Annotated in this window: 20 protein-coding genes and 1 pseudogene; 11 read left to right on the top strand and 10 right to left on the bottom strand. The window is 70.8% G+C overall.

The window, feature by feature from the left end; translation table 11 throughout:
- Window positions 1-2 precede the first annotated feature (2 nt).
- Window positions 3-1,502 carry a phytoene desaturase family protein gene (locus LR393_RS16300; RefSeq protein WP_231484776.1) on the top strand — a complete coding sequence of 500 codons (1,500 nt, stop codon included), beginning with the start codon at window positions 3-5 and terminating at the stop codon, window positions 1,500-1,502.
- Window positions 1,503-1,518: 16 nt separating this feature from the next.
- On the opposite strand, the pseudogene LR393_RS16295 reads toward LR393_RS16300, so the two are convergent.
- The 3 genes and pseudogenes from LR393_RS16295 to metF all read right to left on the bottom strand — a co-directional run bounded on the left by LR393_RS16295 (window position 1,519) and on the right by metF (window position 4,149).
- A pseudogene (locus LR393_RS16295) lies at window positions 1,519-2,071 on the bottom strand (Uma2 family endonuclease).
- Window positions 2,072-2,366: 295 nt separating this feature from the next.
- Complete coding sequence (locus LR393_RS16290; RefSeq protein WP_231484774.1) at window positions 2,367-3,053, bottom strand: CDP-alcohol phosphatidyltransferase family protein; 687 nt, start codon at window positions 3,051-3,053, stop codon at window positions 2,367-2,369.
- 190 nt (window positions 3,054-3,243) lie between these two features.
- Window positions 3,244-4,149: a methylenetetrahydrofolate reductase [NAD(P)H] gene (gene metF, locus LR393_RS16285; RefSeq protein ID WP_231484773.1), complete on the bottom strand. Its 906-nt coding sequence runs from the start codon at window positions 4,147-4,149 to the stop codon at window positions 3,244-3,246.
- Window positions 4,150-4,435: 286 nt separating this feature from the next.
- Between metF and LR393_RS16280 the strand changes: the two genes are divergently transcribed.
- From LR393_RS16280 to LR393_RS16260, 5 genes are all read left to right on the top strand, one after another.
- Complete coding sequence (locus LR393_RS16280) at window positions 4,436-5,539, top strand: polyprenyl synthetase family protein (protein WP_231484772.1); 1,104 nt, start codon at window positions 4,436-4,438, stop codon at window positions 5,537-5,539.
- Window positions 5,540-5,557: 18 nt separating this feature from the next.
- Window positions 5,558-7,114 (top strand): phytoene desaturase family protein, encoded by a 1,557-nt coding sequence (crtI, locus tag LR393_RS16275; RefSeq protein WP_345718802.1) that lies wholly within the window; start codon window positions 5,558-5,560, stop codon window positions 7,112-7,114.
- A gap of 188 nt (window positions 7,115-7,302) precedes the next feature.
- Complete coding sequence (locus LR393_RS16270) at window positions 7,303-8,805, top strand: glycosyltransferase family 29 protein (protein ID WP_231484770.1); 1,503 nt, start codon at window positions 7,303-7,305, stop codon at window positions 8,803-8,805.
- Window positions 8,802-10,439, top strand: a complete 1,638-nt coding sequence (locus LR393_RS16265) for a polysaccharide pyruvyl transferase family protein (RefSeq protein ID WP_231484769.1) — start codon at window positions 8,802-8,804, stop codon at window positions 10,437-10,439. Before LR393_RS16270 ends, LR393_RS16265 begins: the two co-directional genes overlap by 4 nt.
- A gap of 101 nt (window positions 10,440-10,540) precedes the next feature.
- On the top strand, window positions 10,541-11,524 hold the full coding sequence (locus LR393_RS16260; protein WP_231484768.1) for a phytoene/squalene synthase family protein: 984 nt from the start codon (window positions 10,541-10,543) through the stop codon (window positions 11,522-11,524).
- Here the strand turns inward: LR393_RS16260 and LR393_RS36470 are convergent, their stop codons facing one another.
- A complete protein-coding gene (locus LR393_RS36470; protein WP_231484767.1) occupies window positions 11,525-11,911 on the bottom strand; it encodes an Rv2175c family DNA-binding protein in 387 nt (128 codons plus the stop codon). It abuts the gene before it with no gap.
- Between the two features lie 433 nt (window positions 11,912-12,344).
- Here LR393_RS36470 and LR393_RS16250 point away from each other — a divergent pair, with 433 nt between their 5' ends.
- The 3 genes from LR393_RS16250 to LR393_RS16240 all read left to right on the top strand — a co-directional run bounded on the left by LR393_RS16250 (window position 12,345) and on the right by LR393_RS16240 (window position 16,386).
- Entirely contained in the window at window positions 12,345-13,619 is a 1,275-nt protein-coding gene (locus LR393_RS16250; protein ID WP_231484766.1) for a LysM peptidoglycan-binding domain-containing protein, read from the top strand.
- Between the two features lie 104 nt (window positions 13,620-13,723).
- The gene (locus LR393_RS16245) at window positions 13,724-15,862 is read left to right on the top strand and encodes a Stk1 family PASTA domain-containing Ser/Thr kinase (RefSeq protein ID WP_231484841.1); all 2,139 of its coding nucleotides are present in this window, start codon (window positions 13,724-13,726) and stop codon (window positions 15,860-15,862) included.
- Window positions 15,859-16,386, top strand: coding sequence for a GNAT family N-acetyltransferase (locus LR393_RS16240; protein WP_231484765.1), 528 nt, complete (start codon window positions 15,859-15,861; stop codon window positions 16,384-16,386). Before LR393_RS16245 ends, LR393_RS16240 begins: the two co-directional genes overlap by 4 nt.
- 51 nt (window positions 16,387-16,437) lie before the next feature.
- On the opposite strand, the gene LR393_RS16235 is transcribed toward LR393_RS16240, so the two are convergent.
- From LR393_RS16235 to LR393_RS16225, 3 genes are all read right to left on the bottom strand, one after another.
- Window positions 16,438-17,490: a threonine aldolase family protein gene (locus LR393_RS16235; protein WP_231484764.1), complete on the bottom strand. Its 1,053-nt coding sequence runs from the start codon at window positions 17,488-17,490 to the stop codon at window positions 16,438-16,440.
- A gap of 2 nt (window positions 17,491-17,492) precedes the next feature.
- Window positions 17,493-18,875 carry a class II 3-deoxy-7-phosphoheptulonate synthase gene (locus LR393_RS16230; protein WP_407937325.1) on the bottom strand — a complete coding sequence of 461 codons (1,383 nt, stop codon included), beginning with the start codon at window positions 18,873-18,875 and terminating at the stop codon, window positions 17,493-17,495.
- Window positions 18,876-19,042: 167 nt separating this feature from the next.
- The gene (locus tag LR393_RS16225; protein WP_269327355.1) at window positions 19,043-19,888 is read right to left on the bottom strand and encodes a lysophospholipid acyltransferase family protein; all 846 of its coding nucleotides are present in this window, start codon (window positions 19,886-19,888) and stop codon (window positions 19,043-19,045) included.
- Window positions 19,889-20,171: 283 nt separating this feature from the next.
- On the opposite strand from LR393_RS16225, the gene LR393_RS16220 reads away from it, so the two are divergent.
- Complete coding sequence (locus LR393_RS16220; RefSeq protein WP_231484761.1) at window positions 20,172-20,981, top strand: alpha/beta hydrolase; 810 nt, start codon at window positions 20,172-20,174, stop codon at window positions 20,979-20,981.
- Window positions 20,978-21,631 carry a hypothetical protein gene (locus LR393_RS16215; RefSeq protein WP_231484760.1) on the top strand — a complete coding sequence of 218 codons (654 nt, stop codon included), beginning with the start codon at window positions 20,978-20,980 and terminating at the stop codon, window positions 21,629-21,631. Before LR393_RS16220 ends, LR393_RS16215 begins: the two co-directional genes overlap by 4 nt.
- On the opposite strand, the gene LR393_RS16210 is transcribed toward LR393_RS16215, so the two are convergent.
- From LR393_RS16210 to LR393_RS16200, 3 genes are read right to left on the bottom strand one after another with little or no spacing between them, the layout of a single operon-like run.
- Window positions 21,628-22,299: an endonuclease/exonuclease/phosphatase family protein gene (locus LR393_RS16210; protein WP_231484759.1), complete on the bottom strand. Its 672-nt coding sequence runs from the start codon at window positions 22,297-22,299 to the stop codon at window positions 21,628-21,630. The two genes, LR393_RS16215 and LR393_RS16210, sit on opposite strands and share 4 nt — an antisense overlap.
- A 29-nt stretch (window positions 22,300-22,328) precedes the next feature.
- Window positions 22,329-23,315, bottom strand: a complete 987-nt coding sequence (locus LR393_RS16205) for an ROK family glucokinase (protein WP_231484758.1) — start codon at window positions 23,313-23,315, stop codon at window positions 22,329-22,331.
- The gene (locus LR393_RS16200) at window positions 23,312-24,262 is read right to left on the bottom strand and encodes an ROK family glucokinase (RefSeq protein ID WP_231484757.1); all 951 of its coding nucleotides are present in this window, start codon (window positions 24,260-24,262) and stop codon (window positions 23,312-23,314) included. Before LR393_RS16200 ends, LR393_RS16205 begins: the two co-directional genes overlap by 4 nt.
- Window positions 24,263-24,313: the final 51 nt, after the last annotated feature.

Below are 24,313 nucleotides of genomic sequence, written 5' to 3'. Positions count from 1 at the left end.
GCATGGCCAGGGTGATCGTGGTCGGTGCCGGGCTCGGTGGGCTGTCCGCCGCGGCCCGTCTGGGGGCGCTGGGCCACCAGGTGACCGTGCTGGAGCAGGCCGAACAGATCGGCGGAAAGCTCGGGCTGCTGCGCCGTGAGGGGTTCGGCTTCGACACCGGGCCCAGCCTGCTCACGCTGCCGGCGGTCTATCGAGACCTGTTCCTGAAGACCGGTCAGCCGCTGGAAGACGTACTCGCGCTCGTGCCCCTCGATCCGGCGTGCCACTACCGCTTTCCCGGTGGACTCGAATGGGACATGCCGGGCAGCGGGCCGGCCGGGGTCTCCCGGGCCTGGGCCGAGGCTCTCGGGCCGAGGGCCGGGCAGGACTGGGCGGCCTTCCACCGGCGCGCGGCCGGCATCTGGGACCTGACCCGCGACCCGTTCCTGGAGTCGCCCCTCGACGGTATGCGCACGCTGCTCGGGCTGGCCCGCAACCCGGCCGACATCCGCACGGTCGCGCCCTGGCTCAGCTTGCGCGGGCTCGGCCGTCAGTACCTCCAGGCGCCCGAGCAGCGCATGTTCCTCGACCGCTACGCCACCTACACCGGCTCCGACCCGCGCCGGGCCCCGGCGGCCCTGGCCACGGTGCCGTTCGTGGAGCATGCCTTCGGCTCCTGGTACGTCCCGGGCGGGCTGTGGCAGCTCGGCGCGGCCGTGGCCGACCGGGCGACGTCGCACGGCGTCAAGATCCTCACCTCGTCGCCGGTCGAGCAGGTGATCGCCTCCCCCCAGGTCGAGGGGGTGCGGCTGGAGAGCGGCGAGACGTTGCCGGCCGACGTGGTGGTGTCGGGGGTCGAGGCAGCTCATCTGTACCGCGACCTGCTGCCCGGCGCCGAGGGCAAGGGCGGGCGGCGCGCGCTCGCGAAGGCCTCACCCTCGCTCTCGGGTTTCGTCATGCTCCTGGCCCTGCGGGGCCGCACGCCCGGCCTGCGGCACCACACCGTGCTGTTCCCCACCGACTACGACGCCGAGTTCGACCACGTGTTCGGCACCGGGAAACAGGCCGGGAAACCCTCACCGGTGCCTGATCCCACGGTGTACATCAGTGCCCCGGACGACCCGGCGCTCCGCCCGGACGACGACCACGAGGCCTGGTTCGTGCTCGTCAACGCCCCCCGCCACGCACCCGACGCCGGAATGGACTGGGACGCGCCCGGTCTCGCCGAGTCGTACGCCCACAAGATCCTGGGGCGGATGGCAGAGCGCGGCCTGGACGTGCGCGACCGCCTGCTCTGGAACGAGATCCGCACCCCGGCCGACCTGGAACGCAACACCCGCTCGACCGGCGGCGCGATCTACGGCTCGAGCAGCAACGGCGCGCGCTCGGCGTTCCTGCGCCCGGCCAACCGCAGCCCGGTACCCGGCCTGTTCCTGGTCGGCGGCTCGTCCCACCCCGGCGGCGGCCTCCCCCTGGTCGGGCTCTCCGCCGCCATCGTGGCCGACCTCATCGGCCCGGCCTGACCACCGGTACCGCCCGTCAGATCAGGCTGAGGTCCATCTCCACCGGAAAGGGAGCTGCCACCTTCAGAACACCGGCGACGAACTCACCATCGCGGTACCGCCCCGTAGCCGGATCAAGAACGTGAATGTACGCCAGAGAAACACCGGTAGCGGCCTGCTCGATCGGCCAGGAGAACTGAATTCCCGCCCGGGCGTCCTGCTCCGCCTTCACGGTCCGGTCGGTGGTCTCCGAACCAGGAGAAACGACCTCGATGACGAGCAGAACATGCTCGGGCCGGGTCGGGCTGACGTCGATCGTGTCGGCGCGACAGACCGTCACCTCTGGCCGGCGGTTGTTCAGCGGAGCATCCTGGAGCCGGGCATCGAAGTCGGTGTCCGCGTTCCACGACGCCCCCGCCGACACGTCCACGGCATTCGCCGGCACACGGGCCAGGCGGTGATGGCGCTTGGACCCACTCGGGCGCACGAGAACCATCCTGTCGCGAGGCCGGCGCACTGCTCCACGCCGCGTACTGCTCGGCCGTCACCTGATCATGCATCCCGGCCGGCGCCATCATCTCGACAGTCATCCGTATCTCTGGGGGCGGCCGGACGACCGAGCTCAAGGCTCCGCACGTAACTCCCCCGGTATCGGGCGCAGCGATCCGCACATCCACAACGCGACGGTCCTCGCCTCGCCCGTTCGGCTCCGCCAGGCGTCGCATCACCTGTCGTAGATCGGCCCAGGCCGCTTCGGGTCTTTCGCCATGTCAACGAGATTGCCAACCGCAGAAGCCACTTCACCCGACAGGAGAGAGACCTGGGAATATCCCGGACATCGTCTACGCCGGGGAATGCACGCCGACGATCAAGAAACCCTTGAGGTCACGAAAGCCCCCGCCGCACGGCCACAACCAACTGCAACAACCCAAGGGCCCCTGCCCCCGCCATGACGATTCCCCCGGCGGTGGACCAGGTTCCGGCCGACGCCGGGTAAACCCCCGCCGCCAGCACGAACATGGCCGCCACCAGCACCCGCGTCGGTCGCTCGGACACCGTGACGACACCGATCGACGTCATCCCCCGATGACGGGCCCACGAGCGCGTGAACTCGTGCAGCAGCCCGCAACAGGCGCCGGCCACCCACCAGACCCAGAACCCGCCCGCGAGTCCGAGACAGGCCGCGAAGCAGACGTCCGAACACCGGTCACAGACCCGGTCCAGCCGCGCCCCGAAGGACGAGACCCGGGAACTGAGCACGGCCACGGCCCCGTCCAGCCCGTCGAGCAGCGCGGACAGGCCGATCAGCGCCGCGGCGAGCAGAGGCCAGCGCGATCCCCCCGCCGCGGGCACCAGGGCGCACACCCCCACGAGCAGACCGAAGAACGTCACCACGTGCGGCGATATCCGCAGCAGCACCAGTGGTTTCGCCGTCAGATAGACAAAGCGCAGCCAGCCGCCGACCAGACCGGTGGGCGCCGCGTTCCCGTGCAGGGCCGACCATTCCGCGAATCCGGGCACCCGGCTGGGCTGTTCCGGGCCGGACCGCCCCGGGCCGGACTGCTCCGACATCAGAGTGCACCTTGGAACAAGAATGCCCCTTGGAGCAGAGGACGATGTGGGGTCTCCAGGGCGCGTTGTGAAAGTAGCGGCCGCAGCGAGGAGATGCCCGGGCAGCCCGGCAAACCCCTCCCCGACCGGCCCGCTCCCCCAGGTGACCTGGGAGACGCGGGCTGGTGGACGTCCACAAGCACCAAAACCCCTAGACGCGGGCGGTGAGCCCCAGCGCCTCGGCGACCTCGAGCGTCGCCGTGGACCGGTTCATGGTGATGAAGTGCAACCCGGGCGCACCTCCGTCGAGCAGCTCACGGGAGAGCTCGGTGGCGATCTCGACACCCACCTGCCGCACGGCCGCGGGCTCGTCGGCGACGGCGTGCAGCCGCTCGACGACGGGATCGGGAATGGCGACGCCGGTGAGCTCGGCGATGCGCGTGACCTGCTTCACGTTGGTGACGGGCATGATCCCCGGAATGATCGGGATGGTGCAGCCCAGGGACGCAGCGCGGTCGACCAGCTCGAAGTAGGTCGACGGCGTGAAGAACATCTGGGTGATCGCGAACTGCGCACCGGCCTCGGCCTTCATCGCCAGGACGCGGGCGTCGGCGTCCAGATCGGCGCTGGCGGGGTGGATGTCGGGGAAGGCCGCGACGCCCACACTGAAGTTGCCCAGTTCCCGCACCAGCGAGACCAGCTCGACGGCGTACCGCGGACCCCCCGGGTGCTGCACCCATTCGGCCCGCGGGCCACCGGCCGGGTCGCCCCGCACCACGAGAACGTTCTTCACACCCGCCGCGGCGTAGTCGGCGACCACGCCGCGCAGCTCCGCGAGGCTGGCACCGACGCAGGTCAGGTGGGCCATGGGCGTCAGCGTGGTGTCTTGCGCGATGCGCTGGGTGACGCGCGTGGTGCGATCCCGGCTCGACCCACCGGCCCCGTAGGTCACCGACACGAAAGTCGGGTTGAGCGGCTCGAGCCGACGGATCGACTGCCAGAGCGTCGCCTCCGCCTCGTCGGTCTTCGGCGGGAAGAACTCGAACGAGATCGAGGGGCGCTCTGCCGCGATGAGTTCGTGCAGCTGCTCGTGCAGGGCGGGTCGGTCCTGGGGCATGTCCGGGAGTTTACGCGTCCAGGGGTTCGTCACCCCGGTCGCGGCGTGCCCGATCACGAGCCGGAGGCCGGGAGTTGATCACGAACCGGTCAGCGGGTGGTCACGTTCGGGGTGGATCGCGGATGAACCGGCGGAAAACGTCGTTCTCACCAGGGTCGCAAGACCCTACCGACGCGCAGCGGGCGGGCGGACCTGAGAGGGTGGGACCCCGGCCGCCCACACGCCGGGCCCCGCGCGTCCCCCACCACGCGGGTGCAGGAGCAGCACGGAAGAAGGTCCCGCCAGCATGACGTCGCTCGCACCCTCGGCCGGCAGCCATCCCCTGCAGGCGGAGCATCTGCGGGAGCGGGTGGACACGGCGCTGCAGGACTTCCTGGCCCGCCGTTCGCTCGAGCTCGCCGAGGTCTCCCCGGAGTGCGTCGAGATCACCGACACCGTCTCGGTGATGACCAGCGCGGGCAAGCGCCTGCGCCCGGCGTTCCTCTACTGGGGCTGGCGGGGCGCGGGCGGTGAGAACTGCGAGGCTGCGGTGAAGGCGGCCGCGGCACTGGAGCTCTTCCAGGCGGCCGCTCTCATCCACGACGACCTGATCGACGCCTCCGACCTGCGACGCGGGATGCCCGCGGTGCACAAGCGGTTCGAGGGCCGGCACCGCGAACAGGGCTGGAACGGCGCCTCCGAGGCGTTCGGCCTGGCCGGCGCGGTGCTGGCCGGCGACCTGTGCCTGGTCTGGACCGAGGAGCTGTTCTCGGCGAGCGGCCTGTCGGCGGAGCAGCTGCTCCGGGCCCGGCCGATGTTCGACACGATGCGCACCGAACTGCTGGGCGGGCAGTACCTCGACGTGCTCAGCCAGGTGCTGCCGGAGAAAGACCCGGCCGTGATGGCAGAGCGTGCCCTGAGAGTGATCCGGTTCAAGAGCGCCAAGTACTCGGTGGAGCACCCCCTGCTCATCGGCGCCAGCGCGGCCGGGGCGGACGACAAGCTGCTGGCCGTCTACTCCGAGTTCGGCCTGGCGCTGGGCGAGGCGTTCCAGCTGCGCGACGACGTGCTCGGCGTGTTCGGCGACCCCGCCACCACCGGCAAACCCGCCGGTGACGACCTGCGGGAGGGCAAGCGCACCGTGCTCGTCGCCCGCACCCTGCAGAACAGCACTCCGACCCAGGCCGCGACCGTGCACCGGCTGCTGGGCGACCCGGCCCTGGACGCGGCCGGTGTGGAGACACTGCGTCAGATCATCGTCGAGACCGGCGCGGTGACGCAGATCGAGCAGATGATCGCCTCGTCCACGACCCGGGCCGAATCCGCACTCGCGGGGGCCGATCTCGCTGAGGGACCGGCCCGCGACGTGCTGGCCGGCCTGGTCGTCGCGGCCACAGCAAGGAAGCAGTGACTGATGCCCCTCCCCTCCATGAGCCGTAACCGCTTCGACGCCACCCCCCTGCGCAAGGGTCCCCGTACCGTCACCGGCCCCACCGACACCGTGGTGATCGTCGGGGCCGGTCTGGCCGGACTCTCGGCCGCCATGCGCCTGGCCCGCACCGGCCGCCAGATCATCGTGCTGGAGCGCGATCTGGTGCCCGGTGGACGGGCCGCGGTGCGCACGATCAGCGCCCCGAACGGCAATGGCGAGTACCGGTTCGACCCGGGCCCGACCGTGCTGACCATGCCCGACCTGATCGCCGACTGTTTCGACTCGCTCGGCGAGGACATGTCCGACTGGCTGAACCTGAAGCCGGTCGAGCCGCTGTACCGCACCACGTTCGCCGACGGTTCCTCGATCGACGTGCACTCCGACGTGGACCGGATGGCCGACGAGATCGAGCGCGTGATCGGGCCGGACGAGGCGGCCGGCTTCCGGCGCTACGTGAGGTTCGTGTCGCGGCTGTACAAGTACGAGATGCGGGACTTCATCGACCGCAACATCGACTCCCCGCTCGACCTGCTCACCGTGAACCTGGCCAAGCTGGCAGCGATCGGTGGCTTCCGGCGGATGGCGCCGAAGGTCGGCCAGTTCCTGAAAGACGACCGCACGCAGCGTATCTACTCGTTCCAGGCGCTGTACGCGGGCCTGTCACCCTACGACGCGATGGCCCTCTACGCGGTGATCGCCTACATGGACTCGGTGGCGGGCGTGTACTTCCCGGCCGGGGGCATGGCGGCGGTGCCGGCGGCGATGGCCGCCGCGGCGAAGAAGCACGGCGTGGAGTTCCGGTACGGCACCGAGGTGACGAAGGTCGAGCACTCCGGCGGCCGGGCCACGGCCGTGATCACCGCGGACGGCGAGCGCATTCCCGCCGACGTGGTGGTACTCAACCCCGATCTTCCCGTCGCCTACCGGGATCTGCTGGGCAAGACGCCGTTCCGGGTGAAGCGGCTGAAGTACTCGCCGTCCTGCTACCTGATGCTCGCCGGTACCCGGCAGAGCTGGCCGAGTGCGGCCCACCACAACATCCACTTCGGTGGGCCGTGGAAGGGCACGTTCGAGGAGCTGACGTCGGGCCGCCTGATGAGCGACCCGTCGTTCCTGGTGACGAACCCGACGGCCTCGGACGCGCGGCTCTCCCCGGCGAACCGGGAGATCTACTACGTGCTGTTCCCGACGCCGAACCTGGACTCGCCGATCGACTGGAAGCGCCTCAAGCCGGTGTACCGCGATCATGTGCTCGCACAGCTGGAGTCGCACGGGTACGAGGGTTTCGGCGACTCGATCGAGGTGGAAGACGTCACCACCCCGCTGGAGTGGGCCGAGCGCGGCATGGAGCGGGGCGCCCCGTTCGCGGCGGCGCACTCGTTCTTCCAGACCGGCCCGTTCCGCCCGGGAAACCTGTGGGGCGAGAACGTGGTGTTCACCGGCTCGGGCACCCAGCCGGGGGTCGGGGTGCCGATGGTGCTGGTGTCGGGGCGCCTGGCGGCGGAGCGGATCACCGGGCCCGATCCGGTGTACGCGTCGCGGGCGTGGCGCTGAGGGGCTTTCGGAGGGAATTGAGGACGCGCATGCCCACCGATGGTGGGTGTGCGGCGGTTGCGTCGGCCCTGGGTATGGAGGTCGGGCCTCCCCCGTTCTGACTACTCTCTGTTTCTGTCCGACCACCCCGGTAGTCTCTCCGGCGTGCGCCAGCCTGTCAGTCTTCACCCCCTCACGGGAGCACGCCGATGAGCATCATCGACAAGCTCGATCAACTGACGCCGCGAGCGATCGCGGAGATCCGGAAACTCACGCCCCGGGCGATCGCCGAGGCCCGGTTGGAGGCGCAGGCCGAGCGCCGGGCCGCTCAGGCCGCGGCCGCCGAGGCTGCCCATGAGGAAGCCACTCGGCTGGCCCACCAGGTCGAGGTCGCCGAGACGGTGAACCGGCCGTTCCTCCAAGCCACTGTCCGATGGGCAGAACCGGAATCCCTGGCGGCACGGCCAAAGTCCGTACGCGGTCCGCTGACCGAGATCACCCGGGCCGCACAGGCCCTACGCCAGGGGAACGATTCGGTCGCGATCATCTCCGGTGAACGCAGTTGGGTCGAGGCTCTTCCGTCCCTGGTGGAGAAGCTGCTGGAGGTTGCCGAAACGGCCCGGGGCAAAGACCCGCACCTCAGTCTGGAGATCACTGAAGTACTGCTGGCCGCCCGGCCCGCGTCACGGGCGTCGTGGCGGCAACGGGCACTCGCCGGTGAGCACGCCGGTGATCTGCCGACGGCCATGCACGCCCATCAGGCGTACCTGAATCTCACCTCCGGCGACCGTCTGGGTGTGAAGAACAAGCTGAGGGCTCTGGAAGAACGCGACGACCGGCGCCTGCGCCTGGTGACCGTGCTGGACGCCGCACTCAGGGCGGGCACGGGTCTGCGGGAACCGATGCAGCTGGTGCTCGGGCTGCTGAACCGTCCCACACCCCGCAAGGAACTGGACGCGGCCGTGGCCGTCCTGCTGGACCAGGTGCTGGCCCTCCCCCTCGCCGAGCTGGCCCGGCCCACCGAGCAAGACGTGTTGCACCACCTGAGCCGCTGGCAGCGCTACGCCACCCTGGACCCGGCCCCGCTGGCCGAGAACGTTGCCCGCAACCTGCGCGTGCTGCGACTCAACGACCTGCGTCAGCGGCTGGCCGGGAATCGGGTGTGCCTGGTGACGGACGACGCCCAGCGGTTGAAAGGATCCGGCCAGGGTGCCCGGGTGGACGACTACGACGTGGTGGTGCGCTTCGGACCCACGCGCAACAGCCCGGCGGACGGCGGCACGCGCACCGATGTCCAGGTGATCCGGCACGACGCGAAAATGGGCTGGAACACCCAGACCCGGTTGCGGCTGATCCTCTCCGACGATCCGGACGACGCCGACGACCTGGACGAGGCCGGGAGCCCCGGCGACTGGCTGGCTGCTGTGCGCTCGCAGCTCGTCCCTGGCCGCCAGCCGGCGATCGTCGAGAAGGCCCTGCGCAGGCCACTGCGCAACCCGGTGCGGGACGACACGGAACCGGTGGCCGGCACGGCGGAACAGCCTCTGCAGACCGATGCCTACCAGGTGCTCCGGCTGCTCGACCTGCTGGCCGTGTGCGAGGTGGTCGACCTGGTCGGTTTCCACCCGGAGCACGACTTCACCCATGCCGAGATGGCCTGGCTCAGGCCCCGGCTGGAACAGCTCGACGACCACGCGATCGGAGTGCGATGACCGCCCGGCCCGGCGACGTCACGAAGGACGACACGATCTCGGTGCAGAAAGACCTCGACCTGACCGTGTCGCCGGACGACCCGACCTCACCGGTGCCCACCGGCATACCCCGCTGGGGTGCCCGTCCGGCCGAGCTGCGCAAGGAGGGCAGCTTCCAGGAAGCCGCCCGGCTGGCCCGTGAAGAACTGCCGGAGAAACCTTCGGCGGCAGATCATCTCGAGGCCGGCCGGAGCCTGGCCGCGGTCTCGGACTACGACGCGGCGAACGCCCATCTTCTCCTGGCGAGCCTGGACCCGCGTCGAGCTCCGGATGCCCTGGCCAAGCTGGCCGAGATCGCCTGGGTGCGCCACGACCACGTTCGTGGGCGGGAGTTCGCCCTGGAGGGCCTGGAACTCGACCCGGGCCGGCGAGGCTGCCGGATTCAGTTGCGGCGCAACGAGAACTCCGAAGCGACGGCGAACGCGCTGGGCGACACCACCGGCATGGTCGCGCACGCCGCCTTCCACGCCGACCCGCACGGCAACGCGGGCGACCTGGCCCTGGTCGACTCGGTGCGGCGCGGTTTCGACCTGGAGTACGAACCGAAACCCCGCAAGGGGCTCGCGAAGAGCGCTCTGAAGAAGCCGGTCTCGTTCCCGCGCTGGTGGGACGTGCACGTGCACCAGCTGTTCGACGAGCAGCGCCTGGCCCAGGTGAACGCCGGTGACGGGCTCGTGCTCGGAGGTGGTGGGCTGTTCCTGCCCGACACCGCGCCGAACGGTAACTCCGGCTGGCAGTGGAACATCACCGACGAGATGCTGCGCCGGATCACGGTGCCGCTGGTGGTCTGGGCCGTCGGTTACAACACGTTCGAGGGTCAGGAGTTCGACGGCGGCCGGTTCGGCACCTCGCTGCGCACGCTGGTGGAGAGGGCCGGGTTCGTCGGTCTGCGTAACGCCGGGTCGGTGGAGCGGGTGCGGGCTCTGCTGCCGGACGCGCTGGCCGAGAAGGTGCGCTGGCAGCCCTGCCCGACCACGGTCATCTCGAAGCTCGGCGGACCGGCCTGGGAGGCGGAGCCGCACGACCGCGGCGAGACCGGGCCGGTGCTGCTGAACTGTGCCTACGACCGGTCGAACCGGCGCTTCGGCGACGGGTACGGAGAGTTCTTGGCCGGGATGCGCGACTGGATCCTGAGCATCCGGCACCGCGCCGAGGTGCGGTATGCGGCGCACTGCGTGGACGACGAGATCTTCGTCAACGACCTGCGCCGCGAGCACGGTCTGACGCTGCCGGTGATCCCGATGTACGACATGTCCGTCGAGGAGATCCACACCACCTACCGGCGCGCCGCGCTGGTGGCGGGGATGCGCGGGCACGCCGGGATGGTGCCGTTCGGCTGCGGCACCCCGATCATCAGCCTGATCTCGCACCCCAAGCTGACTTATTTCCTGGCCGACATCGGCCGCGAGGAGTGGGGCGTGCCGGTGAACGAGCCCGGTCTGGGGCGGCGGCTCGAGGAACTCACCGATCATCTGCTCGACCACCGGGCGAGCGTGGTGGACGACATCGGGCAGCTGCAACAGCGGTTGTTCGAGGTCACGCTGGAGAACCTGGCCACCGTGCCCGAGCCGTTACGGGTCATACCCACCCGTTGATCACCACCGACGGTGGCTGACCAGGGCGTTCAAGGTTAGTCTCCCGAAAGGGCTTGTATCAGGAGTGACGACGGGGAGCTTTTTGTGAGGCAGGAGGCGACATGCCGCGGGTGAGTGACAAGGCCCTGGACGCGGCCCGGATCGGCGATCTGAAGCTGCGTGCCGCTTATGAGCACTGCCGCCGGGTCAACGCCGAGCACGGCAAGACGTACTACCTGGCGACGATGCTGCTGCCGCCGGAGAAGCGCCCGTACGTCTGGGCGCAGTACGCGTTCGCCCGGTCCGCCGACGAGTTCGTCGACTCGCTGGTCGCGCCGAACCCGGCCGCCCTGGAGACGTGGGGCAACGAGTTCCTCGAGGCGCTGTCGGGTGGTGTGGTGCCGGAAGACCCGGCGACCGTGGCCATGCTGCACACGGTGCGGCGCTGGCAGGTGCCCCGGGTGCACATCGAGGCGTTCCTGGAATCCATGCAGATGGACGCCACGATCACCGGCTACCAGACGTATGCCGACCTGGAGCAGTACATGTACGGGTCGGCGGCGGTGATCGGCCTGCAGATGCTACCGATCCTCGAGCCGCAGACCCCGGAGGCCTCGGCCCGGGCCCGGGCCCTGGGCGAGGCCTTCCAGATGTCGAACTTCATCCGCGACGTCGGCGAAGACCTGCAGCGCGGTCGCGTGTACCTGCCGCAGGAAGACCTCGACAGCTTCGGCGTGACCCGCGAGGCCCTGCAGGCCGGCGAGGTCACCCCGATGATCCGCGAGCTGCTGAAGTTCGAGATCGAGCGCACCCGCCGGTTGTACGCGTTCGCCGAGCCGGGCATCGAGATGCTGCACCCGACCTCGCAGGACTGCGTGCGAACCGCGTTCGTCCTGTACGGCGAGATCCTCGACGCCGTGGAGAAGATCGACTACCAGGTGCTCAGCCGGAGGGCCTCGGTACCGCTGACGCGCCGGCTTTCCGTGGCCCTGCCGGCGGCCCGCCGGGCATCCCGGGCCCGGAAGGCGAACCGGCAGATCGTGCTGCCGTCGTCCCCCTCCTCGAAAGGCTCCAAGGAGGAGGACCCGGCGGGAGCTTCCCGCTGATCAGAACGCGAGGGCCTGCGCCCGGCGCCGCACCTCGGTCTTGCGGTGGCCGGTGCGCAGGGCGTCGACCGGCGTGCCGGGGTAGCCGTCCTCGGTGAACAACCAGCGCAGGGCCTCTTCGTCGGAGAAACCCGAGTCGAAGAGCACGACCAGAGTGCCCTGGAGATCGGGTAGCGGTGCCCCGTCGTTCAGCAGCTCCGCCGGCACGCTCATGATCTTGCGCTCGCCGCGGCGCAGGCCGATGAGCACGCGCTCCTGCAACATGCGGCGGACCTTGCCGACATCGGTACCGATCAGCTCGGCCACGTCGGGCAGGTTGAGCCAGACCCGCTCGCCGTCGGGGCCCTGGCTGAGGACGTCTTCGTTTTCGTGGGGTGTGTCTGACACGCGACTTAGGGTGCCACGTCCCACCGGCAAAACCAGAAACCACCCGGCCGCCGGTGGTGACGGCCGTCGGCAGAACATCCGCAGCTGAGAGGCCGACTCGGTGGCGGGCAAGGCCGGCGAGGGCCCCGCGTCCACCGGTTCTTCCGGGCACGTACACGTGACGCCAGCACCCGCCCGGAGTGGCGAGTACGCGTGGTTCGTCCCACCGGCAGCGAAAGAGAAGACCAAAGCCGTTGTTCTGTAAAGTAACTCGGAAGATCTGCGCCACCGGGCCATAGTCGTGCCCGGCTGCGCACGGATCGGCCCGGACCACGGCACAAGACATGCCCATGTCACCGGTCGTCGCTATTCCACTACCGTCTGTTGCACAATGACCTTGGAGTGACCGTACTGACCGAGGGACACGCACGAGACCGAGAGGATGCCCAGGCCCATGAGCGACCCGACCGCAGCTCTTCTCGGGGATCCCGCCGCACCGCGCCGACGGCGTGGGGCCGGCCCGAAACCCCTGTCCGACACCGTGCCCGACACCTTTGCGGAGCCCGAGACCCCCGGGGTGGTCGTCGCGGCGGCACACATCCAGGTCCCGCCACCACCGGCGCCCTCGGCACCCTCGTCCCGGCACCGCGTGCACCGGCCCGGCCCGGGCGTGCAGATGCTGCTGCGGCGCACCCGGCTCACGGTGCTCGTCGGTCTGGCACCGCCCGCCACCACGGTTCCTCCTCCCCCGGCGCCGCTGGTCCTGCTCAGCCGGCCCGGCACCACACCCGACTCGATCCCGCGCCTGGCGACGACGTCCACCATCGACGCACCGCCGCACCCGGCGGCCACGCTGCGCACCGTGGGCCTGCGCATCCTGTTCGACGCCCTGGTGAGCGCCGATCCCGATGACGCCGCCCTGGCCCGGCGCCGGGCGACCGCGGCCGGTCAGCCCCCGGCGGACGCCTCGGGCTCGCCGACCCTGGCCTACCGGGTCAAGCCCGGGGACGATCTGGAGAGCGTGGCGCGGGTGGCGGGGTGCTCGGGCCGGGCGGTACTCGCGGCCAACGACATGCGGCCCGGCGCGGTGCTGAAGACCGGCCAGCTGATCCGGCTCCCGGCCCTGGCGTCCGGGCCGGGGACGCAGGAGATCCCGGTCGGTACCGGGCCGCAGCGAAGACGGCCGTCCGCCGACACGACCCGGCAGATGGCCGCCCGGCGGCGCCGCACCCGGCGCGGTGAGGTGATCCCGGCAGGTGATCTTCCCCACCGTTCCTATCCGGCGGCTGTGACGACGGCGGCCTCGACCAACCGCGAGGTGCTGAAACAGGCGGACGTGCCCGACCGGGCCACGGTGAAGGGCCTGGTGCGGGCCACGGCCGTGCACTTCGGGGTCGACCCCGCCCTGGCCCTGGCGGTGGCCTCGATGGAGTCGGGATTCGACCAGCGGCTGGTCTCCCCCGCCAATGCGATCGGGGCCATGCAACTGCTGCCGTCGGTCGGCGCCTGGGCCGGTGAGCTGCTGGGACGTCCACTGGACCTGCTCGACACCAAGGACAACATCACCGCCGGGATGGTGCTGCTGCTGGCCCTGGGACGACACGCGGACGAGCAGACCGCGCTGGCCGGTTACTACCAGGGCCTGGCCTCGGTGCGGCGCCACGGCACTTTTCCTGACACCCGCCGGTACGTGGCCACCGTGCGCACTCTCAAGCTGCGTTTTCGCTGATCGCGGCCGATGAACGCCGTGCTCACAGGTAACGATGAGACCACCGGGATTCCCGGGATGTGGCAGAGCCGAACCCGGACGGCCTTAGACTGCCGAACGTGGACATGACACTCCAGGATCCACTGGTCGGCCGGCTGGTCGACGGGCGGTACCTGGTCCGGTCACGGATCGCGCGCGGTGGCATGGCTACGGTCTACCTCGCGGTGGACCGGAGGCTGGACCGGGAGGTCGCCCTCAAGGTCATGCACGAAAACCTGGCTGACGACCCCGAGTTCGTCTCCCGGTTCGTGCGTGAGGCCCGATCGGCCGCCAGGCTCTCCCACCCGAACGTCGTCGGTGTGTTCGACCAGGGCACCGACGAGACCTCCGGCGTGCTCTATCTCGCGATGGAGTACCTGCCGGGGCGCACGCTGCGTGACGTGTTGTCGGCACGTGGCGCGCTCACGCCCCGCGAGAGTGTCTCCGTGCTCGAACCGGTACTCGCCGCGCTCGGCGCCGCCCACCGGGCGGGCATCGTGCACCGCGACGTGAAGCCGGAGAACGTCATCCTCACGGACGACGGGCGCATCAAGGTCGCCGACTTCGGCCTGGCCGCCGCCGTCACCGCGCCGATCGCCACCGCTGCGACCGACGAGCTGCTCGGCACCGTCGCGTACCTGTCCCCCGAGCTGGTGGCCCACGGTCACGCCGACGCCCGGGCCGACGTCTACGCCGCCGGCATCATCCTGTTCGAGCTGCTCACCGGCCGTCAGCCGTTCACCGGCGACGACCCGCTGCAGGTGGCCTACCGCCACGTCTACGAGCGGGTGCCCACCCCCACCTCGATCGCGCCCAACCTGACCGGCGCTTTCGACCCGCTGGTGCTGAAGCTCACCGACACCAATCCGGACGTGCGCCCGCCCACGGCCGACGCCGCGCTCACCGAGCTGCGCATGACCCGGGCCTCGGTGCCCGCCGAGCTGCTCGACGTGCGCGCCGCCGACGCCGACGAGCTGCGCGGCCCGACGACCGACATCGACGACGTGACGCAGGAATTCGGCTCGGCGATGTCCGGGGCGGCTGCGGCCAATCAGACCGCGGTCTACTCGCGCTCGGAGCACCCGGAGTTCGGCTCGTCCGGACCCACGCGCGTCATCTCACCGAACAGCAGCGAGCTGACCGTGCGGCCCGGCGCCGACGACCAGGCCACCGCGCTCTACCAGCCGGTGCCCGGTGCGGCGCCGGCGCCCGCCCAGGGCCCGCAACCGACCCGCGCCCTGTCGCGGCGTCAGGAGAGGGGCATGACGCGGGAGCCGATGCTGCCGCGGCTGCGCGTGCACGAGGACGAGGAGGCACCTCCCGGCGACTTCGGCGGCGACCGTCGCCGCACGGCGATCACCGCCGCTGTCGGCTTGCTGATCGTCCTGGCCCTGGTGCTCACCGGTGTCTGGTGGTTCTCCGGCGGCCCGGGCTCCTATGTCCGGGTACCGGCCGTGGCCGGTCTGCTCCAGGCCGACGCCCAGCGGGTCGTGGTCGTGCAGGGCCTCACCGCCGAGGTGAATGAGGAGTTCAGCAGCGACGTCACCAACGGCATGGTGATCTCCTCGACCCCGGCCGGTGGCGACAAGGTCAAGAAGAACGGCACCGTGACCCTGATCGTCAGCAAGGGCCCGGAGATGACGACCGTGCCCAACGTGAAGGGCAAGACCCTCGACAAGGCCACGGAGGCCATCGAGGGCGCCGGCCTGAAGGTCGGCACGACCACGGAGAAGTTCAGCGCCAAGGTCGAAAAGGGCAAGGTCATCGCCAGCGCACCCACCGCCGGCAACAAGGTCACCCCGGGCCGCGAGGTCAAGCTCGTCATCAGCAAGGGCATCGAGCCGGTGGCGCTCGACAACGTGGTGAACCAGAACTTCGACCAGGCCAAGGCCCTGCTGGAGAGCAAGGGCCTCGTGGTCGAGCAGGTCGAGCAGGACTACGTGCAGGGCGGACCCAACCCCGGCACCGTGACCCAGCAGGAACCGGCGGCCACCGGCCAGCAGGTGGCCAAGGGCAGCACGGTGAAGCTCTACACGGTCAAGCAGCCCGCCCAGGTCGAGGTGCCGAACGTGGTGGGCCAGGACATCAACCAGGCCCAGGCCACGCTTCAGGGCCTCGGCTTCCAGGTGGAGCACCAGGGCTTCGGGTTCTCCAACACCGTGCGCGAGCAGAGCGTGACCGGGCCGGCCGACGTCGGTTCCAAGGTCATTCTGAAGACCTGGTGACGAACAAGGATGTGGTCCTCCGCGCCGTGGGCGTGGAGGACCTGCCCCTGCTGGAGCAATGGCGCGGCGACCGGGAGCACGAGACCGAGTTCGGCGATTTCCTGCCGATGGCCCGGCGCCAGAACACCTATCAGGATCGCTGGTACGCCGACGGGCTGCTCGGTGAGGACGAGGGTGTCATCCTGATCTGTCACGACGGCCTGCCGATCGGCTCGATCGGCTGGCACCCGGTGGGCTACGGCCCCAACCGCGGCAGCCAGGCCCTGAACATCGGCATCTCCATCGCCCCGGGCTCGCGGGGGAAGGGCATCGGCTCGATCGCCCAGCGCCTGGCCTACGAGTGGCTGTTCCGGCACATCCCGGTGCACCGGGTCGAGGCCAGTACCGATGTGGAGAACTTCGCCGAGCAGAAGGCTCTGGAGAAGGCCGGTTTCACCCGGGAAGGCATCCTGCGCGGCGCCCAGTTCCGGCGCGGCGAGTGGCACGACATGGTGTCTTACAGTCGGTTGCGCAGCGACCACTGACAACGGCGCCGGTTCCCTCGGGAACCGGCGCCGTTCGTCCGCCAAGGCAACTCAGACGTTCAGCGCCTGCTTCGCGATGGCCGGGAGTGCCTCGGTGGCCCGGCCCGCACCGCTCTCGTCGATGTCGAGATGGGTCACCAGGCGGACCACCCGGGCCCCGACCGCGCTGACCCGGATGCCCTCGTCGGCGCAACCGGCGATGAACGCCTGGGCAGCGGCCGCGGACGGCCATCGGGAGGCGACGATGTTGCTGCGCACCAGCTCCGGCTCGACGATCGAGTCGTCGACCCCGGCCAGAGCCTCCGCGATCGTGCGGGCCCGGGCGTGGTCGTCGGCGAGCCTTGCCACGTGGTGCTTCAGCGCGTACCGGCCGGCCGCCGCCAGCACGCCGACCTGCCGCATGCCGCCACCCATCCGCTTACGCCAGATACGGGCTTCGGCAATGCGCTCGGCGCTGGCCACCAGCAACGAGCCGACGGGCGCGCCCAGGCCCTTCGACAGGCAGACCGACACCGTGTCGGCGAACGAACCGTATTCCGACAGGGGGACGCCGGTGGCCACGTGGGCGTTCCACAGACGGGCACCGTCCATGTGCACGTCCAGTCCGAGAGCGGCCGCACCGGCCCGCAACCGGCGCAGCTCGTCCACGGACTGCACGGTGCCGCCACCGAAGTTGTGCGTGTCTTCGATGGCGATCGCGGCGGTGGAGACGAAGTACGGCCCGGCGTCGGGCACCGCCATACCGAGCGCCTGGTCCGCGTCGAGCTGCCCCCGCGAGGACTGCCAGGTGCGCGTGGTGACCTGACCGAACACGGCGTGGCCGCCCAGCTCGGCCCGCACGATGTGAGCCAGCGAGTCGCAGATGATCTCCTGCCCGGCGGGCACGAGGGCGCGCACGCCGAGCATGTTCGACATCGAGCCGGTCGGGCAGAACAACCCGGCCTCGTGTCCGAGCAGCTGCGCCACCTCGGCCTCAAGGGCGTTGACCTCCGGGTCTTCCCCGTAGACGTCGTCGCCCACCTCAGCGGTGGCAATGGCCTCGAGCATGCCGGTGGTCGGCCTGGTCAGCGTGTCGCTGCGCAGGTCGACGACGGGGTGCGCCATCCTCAGCGGCCCGTCAGCATCTCGGCCACCAGGAACGCCATCTCCAGCGACTGCTGGTGGTTCAGGCGCGGGTCGCACAGCGTCTCGTAGCGCATGGCCAGATCGGCGTCGTCGATGTGCTCGGCGCCCCCCATGCACTCGGTGACGTCGTCACCGGTGAGCTCGACGTGCAGGCCACCGGGGATGGTGCCGACGGCGTTGTGTACCTCGAAGAAGCCGCGCACCTCGTCCATCACGTCGTCGAAGCGGCGCGTCTTGTAGCCCGACGCCGACTCGAAGGTGTTGCCGTGCATCGGGTCACAGATCCAGAGAGCCGGCAGGCCCTCCTTCTTCGTGGTCTCGGCCAGGGCCGGCAGGTTGCTGCGGATCTTGCCCGCGCCCATCCGGCTGACCAGGGTCAGACGGCCCGGCTCGCGGTCGGGGTCGAGCTTGTCGACCAGGCGCATCAGGTCGTCGGGCGTGGTGGTCGGGCCGATCTTCACACCGATCGGGTTGCGCACGCGCGACATCAGGTCGACGTGAGCACCGTCGAGCTGACGGGTGCGCTCGCCGATCCAGACGAAGTGCGCGGACACGTTGTAGGGCGAGCCCGTGCGCGAGTCGATGCGGGTCAGGGCGCGCTCGTAGTCGAGCAGCAGACCCTCGTGGCTGGACCAGAAGTCGACGGTGCGCAGGGCGTCGGAGTCGCCACCGGCCGCGATCATGAACTTCATCGCGCGGTCGATGTCGCGGGCCATCGCCTCGTAGCGGGCGTTCGCCGGGCTGCTGACGAAGCCGCGGTTCCACTCGTGCACCTGGCGCAGGTCGGCGAAGCCACCCTTGGTGAAGGCGCGGATCAGGTTCAGCGTGGAACTGCTCGTGTGGTACGCCTTCAGCAGCCGCCTGGGGTCGGGCGTGCGCGACGCCTCGTCGAAACTGAAGCCGTTGATGGCATCGCCGCGGTAGGCAGGGAGGGTCACGCCCTGCCGCGTCTCCATCGTGCTGCTGCGCGGCTTGGAGTACTGCCCCGCCATCCGGCCGAGCTTGATCACCGGCATGCTGGCGCCGTAGGTCAGGACGACGGCCATCTGCAGCATCGTCTTGATCTTGTTGCGGATGCGGTCGGCCGTGGCCTCGGCAAAGGTCTCGGCGCAGTCACCGCCCTGGAGCAGAAATGCCTCGCCCCGCGCCGCGGCGGCCAGCTGGCCCCGCAGCAGGTCGCACTCCCCCGCGAACACCAGCGGCGGCACGGTGGCCAGCTCGGTGGCCACGGCCTCGAGCTCGGCCGGGTCGGGCCAGGCGGGCTGCTGTGCGGCGGGGAGGTCACGCCACAGGTCGAGCCCGGCCTCAAGAGCAGCGGCGGCCGTGTCCGGAGTGCTCGTGGGGTAGAGATCGGCACTGGTGATGGGATGCAGTGGGGCGCTCACGACGACAAGACTACGTGGCTGGCGCAAGCTCTTTCAGCATTATCACTTTTCGCGCCGGGAACGGCGTCCGGCCGGAGATTCTCCGGCCGGACGGGCGCCGGGCCCGCACCCTGACGGTTGCGGGCCCGGTCGGTGACGCCGGCCACTCAGGCCGCGTCGTCGTCCTTCTTCGCCTTCTTGACCTTGCGGCCCTTCTTCGCCTCGTCCTCGGAGCTCTCCTCGGCCGGGGCGCCGTGCCCGCCCGGGGTCACCGCCAGCTCGGCGTGACCGGAGGGCAGGCCCACGTCGGCACCACTGCGCTTGGCCGCGGCCAGGCGCTCTTTCATCGTGGCGGCGTAGATGTCCACGTACTCCTGGTTGGACAGCACCATCAGCTGGTACATGATCTCGTCGGTCACCGAACGCAGCACGAAGCGGTCGGTGCTCATGCCCTCGTAGCGGGAGAAGTCCAGCGGCTCGCCGATCACCACGCCGACCTTGCCCTTGGGCAGCAGCTGCGGGATGAGCTTGCCGGGGGGCTGCACCTCGAAGGTGGAGATCATCGCGACCGGGACGACCGGGATCCCCGACTCCAGGGCCATCCGGGCCACACCGGTGCGGCCTCGGTACAGCCGGCCGTCGGGCGAACGCGTGCCCTCCGGGTAGATACCCAGCAGCTCACCCTTGTCGAGCACCTTCATCCCGGTGCGCAGCGCGGCCTCGGAGGCCCGGCCCCCGGCGCGCTCGATCGGGATCTGGCCGACACCGCGGAAAAACATGGCCGTCAGACGTCCCTTGACGCCCCGGCCGTTGAAGTACTCGGCCTTGGCCAGGAAGGTGATCTTCCGGTTCACGTGCAGGGGCAGGAAGAAATGGTCCGAGAAGGACAGGTGATTGCTGGCCAGGATGACCGGGCCCTTCTTCGGGATGTTCTCCAGGCCTTTGACCCACGGCTTGTACAGCACCCGGATGAGAGGGCCGAGAAGAACGCGCCGCAGCAGCCAGTAGAGCATCGCCACCTCCTTGACCGCGTGCCAGTGCGCGTGCGCGCACCGGGCCACCGCGACCCGGCCGGCCGGGGACGCCTCACCCGACCGACGCACACTATCCATTGTTGCGCCCCGGACCGCCAAGATGCGTGGTCGTCAAATCCGCTTGGCGCGGATCGGGCGGCTCGCCGGACTTGACGTGAACGCGTACCTCGCCCACTTGTTCGCCGATCGCCGAACCACTCGATAAGTGCCCGGGTCCGTGTAACGATGGCGATCTGGCCCAATGATCGACGAGGGAGCCGCCGTGACCGTCCGTCCGGGAGCCGAGCCCTTCGCCCGGGACGGCGACGACGTCGGGGTGCTGCTCTGCCATGGCTTCACCGGCAACCCCTCCAGCCTCCTGAGCTGGGCCGAAGGTCTGGCCGAGGCCGGTCGTACGGTGCGTCTGCCCCGTCTGCCGGGCCACGGCACCAGCCCGCGCGACCTGGCCCTGACCGGCTGGTCCGACTGGTACGCGGAGGTCGACGCGGCTTTCCATGACCTGCGCCGGTCCTGCCGGGTGGTGGTCGTGGGCGGTCTGTCGATGGGCGGCGCCCTGGCCCTGCGACTGGCCCAGAAATACGGTCCGGCGATGAATCCCGGGCCGCTCCCGGGAGTGGACGGAGTGATTCTCGTCAACCCCGCGGTGCATCTGGACGACCGGCGGCTGGCGGCCCTGCCCGCGCTGCGGTGGGTACTGCCGTGGCTACCGCCTGTCGGTAACGACGTGAAACGGCCCGGCACGCAGGAAGACGCCTACGGCCGGATTCCGCCCCACGCCTTACACTCGATGCTGCGCGGCTTCCGCTCGGTGGCCGCGGACCTGCCCGCGGTGAGCCAGCCCGTGCTGCTCTTCCGATCAAGCGAGGACCACGTCGTGCCGGCCAGCAGCAGTGCTCTCATCCTTGACCGGGTGACCTCGGCCCGCGCCGGCGAAGTGATCCTGCGAGACAGTTATCACGTGGCGACGATCGACAACGACGCCGGCGAGATCCTCGGGCGCAGCCTGACCTTCATCGACGAACTCGCCGTCGGTACCCAGCCCACGACACGGACCACGGAAGGCGTGCGATGAGCACCGCCGGAGACCCGCCCGACCACGACGGCGACACCGAGCACACCCCCTCGAAGGGTGAGCCGGCCGACGCCGGGCGCCCCGGCGACGGTGAGAACCTCGACGTCGACGCCCGCTTCGCCGAGATCGTGGCGGGCTGGGGCGAGGAGCCGCCCACCTCCTGGCCGACGGCCGAGGAGGCCGCCGAGACCCGGCGGCACTACGAGGACGAGACCGACGCCCCGCCGGCCCCCGGCCGCGCGCCCGGGCCGGAGTGGGGCAACGACTGGGACTTCCCGGTCAAGGACCCGCTGCTCGGCAACCGTGAGGTGCGCGATCTCGGCCCGCTGGACGAGTACGACCCCGACGAGATGCCCGAGGAACTGCGCGGCGCCGGGCCCCGGGACTTCTCCCCCACGCCCGAGCCCGAGCACCGCTTCGAGCCGCCCGAGCCCCCGCCCCTGCCCAAGGGCGACCTGCTGAGCCGTCTGGCCTGGGCCGCGGTGATCGGCGGGCCGCTGTTCCTGCTCATCTCCGTGGTCGCCTGGCGCAGCGCCCCGCAGATGTATGTACTGGTGTCGCTGGCCTGTTTCGCCGGTGGTTTCGTCACGCTCGTCGCCCGGATGCCCAAGCACCGGGACGACGACGGTGACGACGGCGCAGTGGTCTAAGAGGCCAGTACCCGTAGCTCGGCGACCACCGGCAGGTGGTCGCTGGCGCGCCGGGCATCGGCCGGGTCCGGGCTCCACGCGCCGTATTCGAGCACCTCGATGCCCCGCCCGGCGAGGATCGCGTCGATGCGCCGGCGCGGTGACGCCGTGGAGTAGGTGACGGGCGCATCCGGCGCCGGGTCGGTGACGAGCGGTTCCAGCGCCTCCCAGGACGCGCCACCGGGGGGCTCGTTCAGGTCTCCGGCCAGCACCGCCGGCAGACCGAAGTCCCGTAGCTGCCGCGACAGCGAGCGCACGTGGGCCAGCCGCTGCCGGCCGTCGAGCGGCAGGTGCACCGAGGCGATGCGCAGCGGGTCACCACCGACGATCGGCTGCACGGTGGCCAGGACGGCACCGCGCCGGTTGTCTCGCCAGTGCCCGAGGGGGAAGGTGAAGGCCCCGACGTCGCGGGCCCGCACCCGGCCGGAGACGAAGATCGCGTTGCTGCCCGCGACTCGTCCCCCGGCCAGGTGGTGCAGACCGCAGGCTCCGGCCAGGCGCTGGAACTGCCGGTCGGAGCCCGGGAAGCGCGGTCCCTCCTGGACGCACAGCACGTCGGGCGCGGCGGCCTGCACCACCCGGTGCACCGCCAGGGGGTCGCCCTGGAGGTGCTGAAGGTTCCAGCTCATCACGCGGATCCGTGGTCCTGGCTCCAATGTCACTCCCCGGCCAGTGCGGCTGCCTGACGTCGCGCCAGGTCGGCGGCGCCGACCAGTCCTGCCTCGGGACCCAGATCGGCCTTCACGATGGAGGCGAACGGCCGGAACCCGCGGCCGGTCAGGGTGCGGCGGAAGGACGCCCGGGCCGGGGCGAGCAGCAGGTCGTCGGCGTCGGAGACCCCGCCGCCGATGACGAACAGGCCCGGGTCGAGAGCCGCGGCCAGGTTGGCCAGGCCGATGCCGAGCCAGTTACCGACCTCGTGGAACAGCTCGACCGCGGCCGGGTCGCCGTCCATCGCGGCCTCGGTGATGAGCGGCCCGACCAGGGCCGAGTGGTCGCCCTTCACACGCTGTACGAGGGGCACGGTGACCGGCGAGCCGGCCGCCGCCATCTCGCGGGCCTCGCGGCCGAGCACGTTGCCCGAGGCGTACTGCTCCAGGCATCCGCGGTTACCGCACTCGCAGCGACGGCCGTCGGGCACGACCACCATGTGCCCGAACTCGCCGGCCATCCCGTAGCGGCCGCGCTGGATCACGCCGTCGAAGACCATGCCGCCACCGATGCCGGTGCCGAGCGTGACCATGACCAGCCGGGACTCCGCGCGCCCGGCGCCGAAGCGCCACTCCGCCCAGGCCGCGGCGTTGGCGTCGTTCTCGACGACCACCGGCAGGCCGACGGCCGCCGCCACGCCGTCGCGCAGCGGCTCGTTGCGCCACGCCAGGTGCGGGGCGAACAGCACCCGGGCGCGGTCGGCGTCGACGAAACCGGCCGCGCCGATGCCGACACCGGTGATCTCGCGGCCCTGCCGCAATTCGTCGACCACGTCGGCGATGGTCGCCTCGACCACCCGGGCGTCCGCGTGCCGGGACGGCGTCGCCCGGCGGGCGCGGGCGATCACCGCACCGCTGGTGTCCACCACCCCGGCGGCCACCTTCGTACCCCCGATGTCCACACCGATGGCGAGGCCCCCCGCGGTGTCGGTCACCGCGACCGCGCCAGATCGGCCGCGCCGATGATGCCGGCGTCGTTGCCCATCAGGGCCGGGCGGATCTGCAGGTGGGGACGGTTGGCGCCACCGGACAGGTGCAGCGTGTAGGCCTTGCGGGCGGGCTCGAGCAGCAGGTCGCCGACCTCGGCCACGCCGCCGCCGATCACCACGACGGCCGGGTCGAGCACGTTGGCCAGGGCCGCGATGCCCTCGCCGAGCCAGCGGCCCAGCTCGCTGAACAGGCCGATCGCGGCCGGGTCACCGCTCAGGGCGACCTCGGTGATCATGCTGCCGACCAGCCCGTCGATCTTGCCGCCGGCGGCCTCGATCAGTGGGGCCGCGGCCTTCGGGTCGCGGATGGCCAGCTCGAACGCCGAGCGGGCCAGGGCCCGGCCGGAGGCGTACTGCTCCCAGCAGCCGGTCTGGCCGCAGCCGCAGGCGCGCCCGTTCGGCACGACCCGCAGGTGGCCGATCTCGGCCGCGATGCCGTAGGCGCCGCGGATCAGCTGGCCGTCGAGCACGATGCCGCCGCCCACGCCGGTGCCGACGGTGACGGTCGCGACGTCGGTGGAACCCCGGCCCGCGCCGAAGCGGTACTCGGCCCAGGCCGCGGCGTTGGCGTCGTTCTCGACGATCACCGGCAGCCCGGCCCGCTTGCCCACGGCCTCGGCCAGCGGGTGCTCACGCCAGGCGATGTTCGGCGCGAAGCGCACGACGGTGCGGTGCTCGTTCACGAAGCCGGCCGCGGCGACACCCACGGCGGCGACCTGACGACCTGTCTCGGTCTGCTTCAGCTGCTCGACGGCCTCGGCGATGCTGGCGTCGATCGCGTCGACGCTCTCCGGGGTCGGTACACGCAGCCGCTCGAGAATCCGCCCGTCGGCGTCCACGACGCCGGCGGCGATCTTCGTTCCGCCGACGTCCACCCCGATGGTCAGTTCCACGATCGGATACCCCTTGTTCAGTGTGCGGGTCCCGGTCTTCCCGGGACGGTC

It is taken from the genome of Kineosporia mesophila (genome assembly GCF_021129235.1).
Classification (GTDB): domain Bacteria; phylum Actinomycetota; class Actinomycetes; order Actinomycetales; family Kineosporiaceae; genus Kineosporia; species Kineosporia mesophila.
The sequence above is the reverse complement of the archived record's forward strand: the minus strand, read 5'-3'. Positions and strand labels throughout refer to the sequence as shown.